At 55.4% G+C, this 11,580-nt stretch carries 12 protein-coding genes; 11 read left to right on the top strand and 1 reads right to left on the bottom strand.

Annotated elements, in window-relative coordinates:
- The first annotated feature begins 191 nt into the window (after nucleotides 1–191).
- From yddG to ETG88_RS09430, 3 genes are all read left to right on the top strand, one after another.
- A complete protein-coding gene (yddG, locus tag ETG88_RS09440; RefSeq protein WP_129035274.1) occupies nucleotides 192–1,070 on the top strand; it encodes an aromatic amino acid DMT transporter YddG in 879 nt (292 codons plus the stop codon).
- A gap of 623 nt (nucleotides 1,071–1,693) precedes the next feature.
- The gene (gene ompC / locus ETG88_RS09435; protein WP_100780096.1) at nucleotides 1,694–2,767 is read left to right on the top strand and encodes a porin OmpC; all 1,074 of its coding nucleotides are present in this window, start codon (nucleotides 1,694–1,696) and stop codon (nucleotides 2,765–2,767) included.
- 79 nt (nucleotides 2,768–2,846) lie between these two features.
- Nucleotides 2,847–3,287: a GFA family protein gene (locus ETG88_RS09430; protein ID WP_100780095.1), complete on the top strand. Its 441-nt coding sequence runs from the start codon at nucleotides 2,847–2,849 to the stop codon at nucleotides 3,285–3,287.
- Here ETG88_RS09430 and ETG88_RS09425 read toward each other — a convergent pair.
- Entirely contained in the window at nucleotides 3,277–4,215 is a 939-nt protein-coding gene (locus ETG88_RS09425) for a LysR substrate-binding domain-containing protein (protein WP_102103761.1), read from the bottom strand. The genes ETG88_RS09430 and ETG88_RS09425 overlap by 11 nt on opposite strands.
- Before the next feature lie 171 nt (nucleotides 4,216–4,386).
- Here ETG88_RS09425 and ETG88_RS09420 point away from each other — a divergent pair, with 171 nt between their 5' ends.
- From ETG88_RS09420 to ETG88_RS09385, 8 genes are all read left to right on the top strand, one after another.
- On the top strand, nucleotides 4,387–5,337 hold the full coding sequence (locus ETG88_RS09420) for a branched-chain amino acid ABC transporter permease (protein ID WP_129035273.1): 951 nt from the start codon (nucleotides 4,387–4,389) through the stop codon (nucleotides 5,335–5,337).
- 8 nt (nucleotides 5,338–5,345) lie between these two features.
- On the top strand, nucleotides 5,346–6,452 hold the full coding sequence (locus ETG88_RS09415; protein ID WP_129035272.1) for a branched-chain amino acid ABC transporter permease: 1,107 nt from the start codon (nucleotides 5,346–5,348) through the stop codon (nucleotides 6,450–6,452).
- On the top strand, nucleotides 6,449–7,216 hold the full coding sequence (locus tag ETG88_RS09410) for an ABC transporter ATP-binding protein (RefSeq protein ID WP_129035271.1): 768 nt from the start codon (nucleotides 6,449–6,451) through the stop codon (nucleotides 7,214–7,216). Before ETG88_RS09415 ends, ETG88_RS09410 begins: the two co-directional genes overlap by 4 nt.
- On the top strand, nucleotides 7,209–7,928 hold the full coding sequence (locus tag ETG88_RS09405) for an ABC transporter ATP-binding protein (RefSeq protein WP_129035270.1): 720 nt from the start codon (nucleotides 7,209–7,211) through the stop codon (nucleotides 7,926–7,928). The genes ETG88_RS09410 and ETG88_RS09405 overlap by 8 nt, the downstream gene beginning before the upstream one ends.
- Nucleotides 7,929–7,955: 27 nt before the next feature.
- Nucleotides 7,956–9,113, top strand: coding sequence for a branched-chain amino acid ABC transporter substrate-binding protein (locus ETG88_RS09400; RefSeq protein WP_129035269.1), 1,158 nt, complete (start codon nucleotides 7,956–7,958; stop codon nucleotides 9,111–9,113).
- Nucleotides 9,114–9,130: 17 nt separating this feature from the next.
- Nucleotides 9,131–9,613, top strand: coding sequence for an L-2-amino-thiazoline-4-carboxylic acid hydrolase (locus ETG88_RS09395; protein ID WP_100780087.1), 483 nt, complete (start codon nucleotides 9,131–9,133; stop codon nucleotides 9,611–9,613).
- Complete coding sequence (locus ETG88_RS09390; protein ID WP_129035268.1) at nucleotides 9,610–10,836, top strand: Zn-dependent hydrolase; 1,227 nt, start codon at nucleotides 9,610–9,612, stop codon at nucleotides 10,834–10,836. The genes ETG88_RS09395 and ETG88_RS09390 overlap by 4 nt, the downstream gene beginning before the upstream one ends.
- A gap of 257 nt (nucleotides 10,837–11,093) precedes the next feature.
- Complete coding sequence (locus ETG88_RS09385; RefSeq protein WP_129035267.1) at nucleotides 11,094–11,579, top strand: Hcp family type VI secretion system effector; 486 nt, start codon at nucleotides 11,094–11,096, stop codon at nucleotides 11,577–11,579.
- The last annotated feature ends 1 nt before the right edge of the window (nucleotide 11,580 follow it).

The raw sequence follows: 11,580 nt of genomic DNA, 5'->3' as shown, positions 1-11,580 counted from the left end.
GCCGCAAACTAGCAGCAAAGCCCCTGATTTTTTTGCGTCAAATCAATCTCCTCAATCTTCGCCCCCTAAATAGTCCGCTCTGGCGGCTTTGCTTAACCCTTTGGGATTAGCGGTTTGTAGATTGATTCGCGAAAACGCGGGAAACAGTGCTATAAATTTGCCCCTGAATTTCGTTGGCGTTTGGGAAAGCAATGGACAGAAAAAGAGCAACATTGATTGGGCTGGCCGCGATTGTGCTGTGGAGCACCATGGTGGGATTAATTCGCGGCGTGAGCGAAGGACTGGGGCCTGTCGGTGGTGCGGCAATGATCTACACCCTCAGCGGTTTACTCTGTTTAGTCACCGTGGGATTCCCGACTATCAGACGCTTCTCACCGCGCTATCTTATTGCCGGCAGCGTGCTGTTTGTGAGCTATGAAATATGTCTTGCCCTTTCGCTGGGCTACGCCAGTACCCGTCATCAGGCTATCGAAGTGGGGATGGTGAATTATCTCTGGCCGAGCCTGACGATTGTGTTTGCCATTTTGTTCAATGGGCAGAAATCGACTCTGTGGATTGTGCCGGGATTATTGCTGGCCTTGCTCGGTGTCTGCTGGGTATTAGGCGGTGAGAAGGGTCTGCATATCGACGAAATAACCGCCAATGTGATCTCTAACCCGCTGAGCTATGGGCTGGCGTTTGCCGGCGCGTTTATCTGGGCGGCATACTGCACTGTCACCAGCAAATACGCTAAAGGGCAGAACGGGATTACGCTGTTCGTGTTACTCACCGCGCTGGCGCTGTGGCTGAAATATCTGTTCAGCGATCAGCCGGAAATGATATTCAGCGTGCCGGTGCTGATCAAACTGCTCATGTGCGGAATTGCCCTCGGATTTGGCTATGCGGCGTGGAATATCGGCATTCTGCATGGCAATGTTTCTGTGCTCGCCACCGTCTCTTATTTCACCCCGGTGCTGTCCGCGGCGCTGGCGGCTGTTCTGCTTAACGCCCCGCTCTCTTTTTCCTTCTGGCAAGGGGCGCTGATGGTCTGCGCAGGCTCGCTGCTGTGCTGGTACGCCACCCGAAAATAATTCCATTCAGGGGGAAATCTCCCCCTTCTGTTTTATCTGCATAAATAAAATGTGATCTTGCGTCAGAATATCTATTTTTCACATAGTGTTTACATTTAAACTCTGTTTATATTCCCCGCGCTCGTAACGTCTTCTTACATTCTTATTGACATAAACTGACACCCACCCGGGATTAATAAATGCCTATTAATCGCCCAGGATATAGCCGAACACGCAATAGTTTATGACTGAATATTTCAGTAATGCTCGCCTGTTCTCACAGCAAATGCCTCGTAACTGTTTGATTCTTCGTTATCACCCTTCATTAAATTGCGGTAATTCATCTATAATTACGGTTAATTCCGCAATGAAATTAAAACCATAGATAATTATATTGGCAATAACTATAAATATTAGAAAATACTCAATTACCGAATAATAAATAATCAAATCTGCGGAATATTGGCCGTTTTATCAGACACCGGTCACACTAATTGAAATTATCAGCAATAAATTGAAACTTATTATTGAAATGCGGCTACAACATTTCTAAAAATAGCATGCCATTGACGAACGACCTCGTTTAGAAATCGTTTATTAATGGCTCAGGAAATGCCCAAAAGAAAATTATAAGGATTATTAAAATGAAACTTAAATTAGTTGCAGTGGCAGTGACTACTCTGTTGGCAGCAGGCGCGGTAAACGCGGCTGAAGTCTTTAACAAAGACGGTAACAAACTGGATCTGTACGGTAAAGTAACAGGTCTGCACTACTTCTCTGACGACGCTGGCAACGACGGCGACAAAACTTACGTGCGTCTGGGCTTCAAAGGCGAAACTCAGATCAACGACCAGATGACGGGTTACGGTCAGTGGGAATATGAGTTCAAAGGCAACAACGACGAATCCAACGGCGACAAAGGCAACAAAACTCGTCTGGCGTTCGCGGGCCTGAAATTCAACGAATTTGGTTCTTTCGACTACGGTCGTAACTACGGCGTAGCCTACGACATCGGCGCATGGACCGACGTTCTGCCAGAATACGGCGGAGACACCTGGACTCAGACTGACGGCTTCATGACTGGCCGTACTACCGGTGTTGCAACCTACCGTAACGCAGACTTCTTCGGTCTGGTTGATGGTCTGAACTTTGCTGCACAGTACCAGGGTAAAAACGACGACCGTGATATCACCACCGCGAACGGCGATGGCTGGGGTCTGTCTTCTACCTATGAAATCGACGGTTTCGGCGTGGGTGCGACCTATGCGAAATCTGACCGTACTGACAACCAGGTTCGCGCTGCAAGCAACCTGAACGCAGGCGGCGAAAACGCAGAAGTTTGGGCTGCTGGCCTGAAATACGATGCGAACAACATCTACCTGGCAACCACCTACTCTGAAACCCGCAACATGACCAACTTCGGTGACGGTTACATTGCGAACAAAACTCAGAACTTCGAAGCGGTTGCTCAGTACCAGTTCGACTTCGGTCTGCGTCCTTCCCTGGCATACCTGCAGTCCAAAGGTAAGGACATCGGTTCTTACGGTGACCAGGATCTGGTGAAATACATTGAAGTGGGTACCGTTTACTACTTCAACAAAAACATGTCCACCTACGTTGACTACAAAATCAACCTGGTTGACGACAATGCCTTCACCAAAGCTGCTGGTGTGAGCACTGACAACATCGTTGCACTGGGTCTGACTTACCAGTTCTAAGTGTTTGTCTGTTAAAAAAGCCAGCCCTCGTGGCTGGCTTTTTTTATCGCAGTCCACTGGCGTGATAAAGGAGTACGCCATGCACCTCTATACCGGACGCTGCCTGTGTGGAATGAGCCACTTTAGCGTCAACATCGAGGCCCTCGACGTCTATGCCTGTCACTGTACGATGTGTCAGAAATGGTCGGGGGGCATCGCGATGTATCTGGAAACTCAGGGCGAACCCATCGTGGAAGACGGTTCGATCTCCCCTTCGCACTTCTCGTCGTCTGTGCGCGGCGAACGCTGGTTCTGCCCCGGCTGCGGCTGCCCGCTGTGGTTTGAGCTTACCCCCACTGGCCGCTATTTTGTCCCCTGGACGCTGCTTGAGCTGAGTGAAGATGAACGCCGTCGCCTGGTTCTGGCCGCCGAGATCTACACCGAAACGCAGCCTGCATTCTGGCGTCTCACCGGACAATACGCCCGATTCAGTGGCACCGAGATCGAAGCGCTGGACAAAAACTGCTCGTTTACACCGTAGCGCTGACCGCCGCGCGCCTGAGCCAGGCTTGCAGCAACTTGCCATCTTCGGTCATATCCGAATCCTGACGGACGCACAGGTAATAATCGCGCCCGTCATCGATTGGCGCATCAAAGATTTTCACCAGCTCGCCGCTCTCAAGATAGGGCGCGATCAGCGGCTCGCGCATCAATGCGCAGCCCAGTCCGGCCTGCACACCCGCCAGCGTCAGTAAGCCATCTTCAAACAGCGGGCCGCTCTTGCGCGCAGGCCGTTTAACGCCCTGCTGGATAAACCACTGCTGCCAGGTGCTGCGCTCTTCATCGTGCAGCAGGGGCATCTGGAGCAGCTGTTCCGGCGTATCCATATGGCCGTGAACGCGTAAAAACGCCCGGCTGCACACCGGCACCATCTGGCCTGAAATCAGTTTTTCACTCTGATACCCCGCCCACTGGCCGTTACCAAAACGAATCGACATATCCGACGCATCGCTCAGATAGTTGCGATGGTTGGCATACACCACGTTAATTTCCGTCTGCGGATTGGCGCGCATAAACGCAGGCAGGCGCGGAATAAACCAGCCCATGCCGAACAGCGGAATCAGGCTGATGGTCACCTGACGGGTCTGGGCCTGCTCAACCAGGTGCTCCGTCGCCTGACGCAGCACGTTGAACGCCGCACGAATAGAGCGGTAATAGTCGCGTCCCTGCTGGCTCAGGACCAGCCTGCGCCCCTGGCGCTCTGTGAGCGGCATTTGCAGATACCCTTCCAGCACCTTGAGCTGATGGCTAACGGCAGACGGCGAGATCGCCATCTCCTGCGCGGCCAGCGTCACGCTCCCCAGCCGGGCAATCGCCTCAAAGGCCCGCACGGCACGCAGGGGTGGATCGTTCGCCAGACGGCTTTCGGCATAAGCTGGCAGCAGCAGTGATTGTTCTGTTTTATTCATATGATGATTTTAGGGCCGTAATTTCGCTCAGATGACGTTTCACTATTCTCTTTAAAATCATCGCGATAAATCAATCTCGAATTATCATAAGAAATAATATATGCGTATTTTACAATTTAATTCAATTATTGGATGTTACCCGCTGAAAGAGCAATCTGTCGGGTAATAACGTTGGACACACTGATACAACAACTGATTAATGGCGTGATGCTGGGCAGCATCTACGCGCTGATCGCGCTGGGCTATACCATGGTGTATGGCATTTTGCGCATCATTAACTTTGCCCACGGCGACATTTTGATGGTCGGCGCGCTTACCACGCTGTCGGCCCTGAACGCGCTGAACAGCACCTTCCCGCATATGCCACAGCTGCTACAGCTCGGATTCGCGCTGGTTGTCGCCATGGCGGTCTGCGCCATGCTGGCGATGGCTGTGGAGCGCTTCGCCTATCGACGCCTGCGCAACGCGCCGCGTCTGGCACCGCTGATCTCCGGGATCGGCGTTTCGGTGTTGCTGCAAACCGTGGCGATGATTATCTGGAGCCGCAACCCGCTGATGTTCCCGCAAATTCTGCCGATGGACGCGATTGCCATCACCTCCGGCAGTGCGAACCATCCCCCGGCGATCATTACCGTCACCGGCATTGTCACGGTATCGCTGGCACTGGCGGTGATGATCGGCCTGTGGCTGCTTGTGGAATACACCCGTCTCGGGCGCGGAATGCGCGCGGTGGCGGAAAACCCGCGCGTGGCCACGCTGATGGGGGTCAATCCCAACGCCATTATCACGCTGACTTTCGCCATCGGCGGCATCTTCGCCGCGCTCGCAGGTGTAATGATGGCGAGCAACTACGGCAACGCCAGTTTCTCGATGGGCTTTTTGCCCGGCATTAAAGCGTTCACCGCCGCTGTTCTGGGCGGAATCGGCAATATTCGCGGTGCGATGATCGGCGGGATCCTGCTTGGGATCATTGAATCGCTGGGCGCGGGCTATCTGGGTGAACTCACCCACGGCGTGTTTGGCAGTAACTACCAGGACGTCTTTGCGTTCATCGTGCTGATTCTGGTGCTGGTGTTCCGCCCGGCGGGTCTGCTGGGCGAACGCGTGGCGCACAGGGCGTAGGGAAAACTATGACAACAACATCATTACAGGCACCCGCCTCGCAGCGCCGCTTCTGGTCCGGCATGACCCTGTTCGTCCTCGCCCTGCTGATTGCCCCCGTGGTGGCAAGCCAGCTCGGCGGCAACTACTGGGTGCGCGTTATCGACTTCGCTCTGCTGTACATCATGCTGGCGCTCGGGCTGAACATCGTCGTGGGCTACACCGGCCTGCTGGACATGGGCTTCATCGCGTTTTATGCCGTCGGCGCCTATCTTGCAGCACTACTGGCGTCCCCGCATCTGCTGGAGACGTTCCCCCTTCTCGCCGTCTGGTTCCCGGACGGGATGCACACCTCTTACCTGCTGATTATTCCGCTGGCGGCGCTGGTCGCGGCGGTGTGCGGGATTATTCTGGGCGCTCCCACGCTCAAATTGCGCGGCGATTATCTGGCGATTGTCACCCTCGGTTTTGGAGAGATCATCCGTATTCTGATGCGTAACCTTGACCGCCCGGTGAACATCACCAACGGCGCAAAAGGCATTACCGGCGTCGATACGCTCAATCTGTTTGGCCTGAAGTTCAGCGGCGTATACCACTGGTTTGGCATGAAAGTCCCGGCCCTGTGGCTGTGGTATTACCTGCTGATGCTGGTGATCGTGCTGATCATTTTTGTCTGCCTGCGCCTGCAACATTCGCGCATTGGCCGAGCATGGCACGCCATTCGTGAAGACGAAGACGTGGCCCGCGCGATGGGCATCAACGTGCGTAACTACAAACTGCTGGCCTTTGCGATGGGGGCCTCTTTTGGCGGCGTGGCGGGAGCGCTGTTTGGCGCGTTCCAGGGCTTCGTGTCGCCGGAATCCTTCACCCTTCAGGAATCCATTGCCGTGCTGGCGATGGTGGTGCTCGGCGGGATGGGCCACATCCCTGGCGTGATCCTCGGCGCAGTGCTGCTCACCGCCCTGCCGGAGATCCTCCGCAGCCAGGCCGCGCCCGTTCAGCAGGCGCTGTTCGGCACCGTACTGATCGACCCGGAAATCCTGCGTCAGCTGTTCTACGGCCTGGCGCTGGTGCTGGTGATGCTGCTGCGCCCGTCCGGGATCTGGCCGGTTCGCCACAAGGAGGTTAAAGCATGAGCCTGCTCACCGTTCGCAATATGTCTAAACGCTTTGGCGGCCTGACCGCCGTGGACGATGTTTCGCTCTCCATCAATCAGGGCGAAATCTACGGTTTGATTGGCCCTAACGGCGCAGGGAAAACCACCTGTTTTAACCTCATTACCGGTCTGTATCCGGCGGACAGCGGCGAGTTTTCGATTGCCGATAAGCCCTATTTCCCGAAGCAGATCGACAAAGTAACGGCTGCCGGGATCGCCCGCACGTTCCAGAACGTGCGCCTGTTTAATGAGATGTCGGTACTGGAAAACGTGATGGTCGGGCGCCATGTGCGCACCCGCAACGGCTTGTGGGCCGCGCTTTCGCATCACAAACGGGCACGCGCCGAAGAAGCGCAAACCCGCGAGCTGGCCTGGCACTGGCTGGAGTACACCGGCATCGCCAGATTCGCCCATTATCGCGCCTGCGATCTGGCCTACGGGCATCAGCGTCGGCTGGAAATCGCCCGCGCGCTGGCGACCGATCCACTGCTGCTGGCCCTCGACGAACCGGCTGCTGGCATGAATGCGGCTGAAAAAAATGCCCTCGGCGAACTGCTCATCCGCATTCGTGACGATGGCAAAACCCTGCTGATGATTGAGCACGACGTGAAGCTGGTGATGGGCATCTGCGATCGCCTGACGGTGCTTGATTACGGCAAAACGCTGGCCGTCGGCACACCCGACACCGTTCGGCGTGACCCGGCGGTGATCGCCGCCTGGCTTGGAGGCAACGCCCATGTCTGAGTTACTAAAAGTCGAACGTCTGGACGTGCATTACGGCGGGATTCAGGCGGTACGCGATGTGTCGTTCACCCTGCAAGAGGGCGAACAAGCGACGCTGATTGGCGCTAACGGTGCGGGAAAAAGCTCAACCGTACGCGCCATCACCGGGCTGGAAAACTTCGACGGCACTATTGCGTTTAACGGCCAGCCAGTGCGTAAACGCAAAGCCGAAGCACTGCTTCGCGACGGGCTGGTGATGGTTCCGGAAGGTCGCGGCATCTTTGCGCGCATGACGGTGCTGGAGAATTTACAGATGGGAGCCTGGCTGCGGCGCGACACGGCCAATGTGAAAGCCGAAATGGACGAGATTTTCGACCGTTTCCCGCGCCTCGGTGAGCGTCAACATCAGCTCGCCGGGCTGCTTTCGGGCGGTGAACAGCAGCTGCTGGCGCTGAACCGCGCCCTGCTCAGCCAGCCGCGCCTGCTGATTCTCGATGAGCCGTCTATGGGGCTGGCACCGAAGATGGTCGAGAACATTTTTCAGGTTATTAAAGGGCTGCGTGAGCGCGGCGTGGCCCTGCTGCTGATCGAACAAAACGCCCGGCTGGCGCTGGAAGTGACGGATAGCGCCTGGGTGATGGACAGCGGCAGCATTGTGCATCACGGCGACTCGAAAGCGATGCTCAATGACGATCAGATTGCACAGATTTATTTGGGCGAAATGCCCGTTTAACACACCAACCAACACCAGGGAAATATAATGAAAACCGTAAAAATCAGTGCGCTCAGCGCCGCTCTTCTGCTCAGTGGTTTTGCCTCTTCCGCGTCATGGGCGGCGGAAAGCGAAACCGTAGTCATCGGCCTTGCAGGCCCGCTCACCGGCCCGTCGGCACGTATCGGCAAAGATCTGGAGAACGGCGCGCAGCTGGCGATTGACGATATCAACAAACAGCATCCAACCATCGGCGGCAAAGCAGTGACCTTCAAACTGCAGTCCGAAGATGACCAGTCCGATCCGCGCACCGCGGTGGCTGTCGCTCAGCGTCTGGTCGATAGCGGCGTCGCGGGCGTAGTCGGCCACTGGAATACCGGTACCAGTATTCCCGCAGCGCGGGTGTATCACGATGCCGGTATCGCCCAGGTAGCGCCCGTCGCCACCGGTCACGCATATACCAAACAGGGTTTTGACACCAGTTTCCGCGTGATGGGCCACGACGATGACGGTGGTCAGTTCGCAGGCGAATACGCGGTGAACACACTGAAAGCCAAACGCATTGCGGTGATCGACGACCGTACCGCGTTCGGCCAGGGGCTGGCGGATGAATTTATTAAATCGCTGGACGCGCAGGGTGTGAAGATCGTCGACCGCCAGTACGTTGACGACAAAACCGTGGACTTTAGCGCCGTTTTAACCGCCATTCGCAGCAAAAATGCCGATCTGGTGTTCTTCGGCGGTGTCGATAGCCAGGCCGCTCCGCTGGCGCGTCGTATCAAACAGCTGGGCATGAACGCCACGCTGATGGGCGCAGGCGGTTTTGTCAGCCAGACGTTCCTGCAGCTGGCACAGAAAGAAGGCGAAGGTGTTGTCGCGCTGGAGCCGGGTCTGCCGGTCGATCAGATGCCGGGCGGTAAAGCCTTTGAGCAGGCGTATCAGTCGCGCTACCACACCCATATCGAACTGCATGCGCCGTTCGCCTATGACGCCACCCGCGTGCTGGTTGCCGCCATGGAAAAAGCCAACTCTGTCGATCCGGCTGAATATCTGCCCGCCCTGCGTGCCATCAGCTATTCCGGCGTCACCGGACAGATCGCCTTTGACGCACAGGGCAATCTGAAATCCCCGTCCTTTACCGTCTACAAAGTGGTCGATGGCAAATGGCAGCCGCAAACCGTTCTGGGCGGCGCAAAAACGAAGTAACGCAGTGAGGCAATGTGATGAGTGATAACAATGAGCTGGGCATTCTCGCCCGCCGCAAAATAGAAGCAGAAATTATTAAACCTATTTACGAAATCCTGGTGCGCGAGATAGGGAAAGCCCGCGCCCAGGCGGTAATTGGGGAAGCCATCGAACAGGCGGCGATTGACGCAGGGGCACATTTTGCCCGTCAGGAGCCGAACGGCGCGGATGTGAAGAGTTTTATCGCCCTGCAATATCTCTGGGAGAAAGACAACGCGCTGGACGTGAAAGTGATCGACGCCGATGACCAGCAGTACAACTATAACGTCACCCGCTGTCGTTATGCCGAGATGTATCACGAAATGGGGCTGGGCGAGATCGGTCACTTGCTGTCGTGCGCCCGCGATGAGAAATTCATCGTCGGCTACGCGCCAGACGTCGAACTGACGCGCACCACCACCATCATGCAGGGCGGAAAATGCTGTGATTTCCGCTACCACACAAAGAAGGACAAAGCATGATCCACATCGATGCGCAGCGGCTTTGGTCCACGCTCGGGATGATGGCACAGATCGGCGGCACGCCCGCCGGTGGCGTAACGCGTCTGGCGCTGAGCGACGAAGATCGCATTGCCCGCAACCTGCTGCGCGACTGGGCGCGGGAAGCGGGTTTTACCTGCGACGTCGACAGCATGGGCAACATGTTTATTCGCCGCGCCGGGAAAAACCGCGCCCTGCCACCGGTGATGACCGGCTCGCATGTGGATTCCCAGCCGCTGGGCGGAAATTACGACGGGATCTACGGCGTGCTGGCCGGGCTGGAAGTTCTGCGCACCCTCAACGATCATCATGTGGAAACCGAGCGCGACATCGTGCTGGTGAACTGGACGAACGAAGAAGGCGCGCGTTTCGCCCCGGCGATGCTGGCATCCGGCGTCTGGTCCGGGCAATTTAGCGAAGAATACGCCCTCGCCCGTACGGATAACGCTGGAATAACCGTAGGCGAAGCGCTGGAAGCTATCGGCTATCGCGGCACCCTGCCTGCGCGCGCGTTTCCGGTTCACGCCTGCTACGAGCTGCATATCGAACAGGGACCGATTCTGGAAGATGAGGCTATCGATATCGGGCTGGTGCGCGCCGCGATGGGCCAGCGATGGTTTACCCTGACGCTGGACGGTTTTGCCGCGCACGCAGGGACGACGCCGATGCACAGCCGTCGCGATGCGTTAACCGCCTTCGCTGAACTGGCGCTGATGGTTGAAGAGATTGGTTATCAGCACAAACCGGACGGCCGTGCGACCATCGGCATGGCGCAGATAACCCCAAATTCGCGCAACGTCGTGCCGTCGCGCGTGGTGTGCAGCGTAGAGTTCCGCCATCCGCAAAGCGACGTGCTGGAAGCGATGGAAGCCGCGCTGCGTGAAGCGGCGCAAGGACTGGCCACACGAGGGGTTACGGCAAAGGTCGAACGAATCTTCGACTACGCGCCTATCGCCTTCGATGAGCAGTGCCTTATGCGCAGTGAAAAAGCGGTCGAAGCCCTCGGCTATTCATCAAAAGCGATGGTCTCCGGCGCCGGGCACGACACCTGCTATATCAGCAAAATCGCCCCGGCCAGCATGATCTTTATTCCCTGCGAAAAAGGCATCAGCCACAACGAAGCGGAAAACATTCTGCCGGATTGGTCTGAGAAAGGGGCGAATGTCCTGTTGCACAGTGTACTGAGTGCGGCACAGGAGAAATAATTCGTGAAAAAAACGCCCGGTAAGCGCAACGCTACCGGGTGTTTTTTATGCCTGCTCCACCCTCTTCTTCTCTATTCCAGCGAAACGCCTCATAACGGTCGCTTTTGATTATGAATGCGGTAGATAAAACTCCCCTCTCATTTATTCTTATTTTATATTGCCTGCCAATAATGAACGGTGAATAATCGCGCAACGTTTCGCTAAAATATACGTAGTGAAACATCTATAAATGGAATGAATATAAAGGGATGAATCATATGGCCGGATTAGTTTATCTGTCGCTTGTCGGCGAAATGCAGGGATTAATTTCTTCAGGATGTTTGAGTCATGCATCTGTCGGTAATAAAGCGCAAGTTGCGCACAGCGATCAAATTCTTATTTATTCTCTCTCCCATGCCCTTTCTCGTGAAAGAAACGTTAATCATCATCATGTCAGTATCGTTAAGCCACTTGATAAATCCTCGCCACTGCTGGCCAAAGCCATCACGGATAATGAGTCTCTCAGCTGTGTTTTCGATTTTTACCGTACCGATAAAGCAGGCCGTATGGAGTGTTATTACCAGTTAAAGCTGACAGATGCGCGCATAACTGAGCTGGACTTACATATCCCCCACTCAGTCACTCAGAGCGAAAAAGAAGCCCAGGAGACAATCTCATTTAGCTATAAATCTATTGGCTGGGAACATATCAATGCTGGGACCAGTACGTACAGCCTTTGGGAAGAAAACATATTCCAGGGATAGC

Origin of the sequence: Lelliottia nimipressuralis (assembly GCF_004115925.1) — a bacterium.
Lineage (GTDB): Bacteria > Pseudomonadota > Gammaproteobacteria > Enterobacterales > Enterobacteriaceae > Enterobacter > Enterobacter nimipressuralis.
Note: the sequence above shows the minus strand (reverse complement) of the source record. Positions and strands in the feature narration are given on the sequence as shown.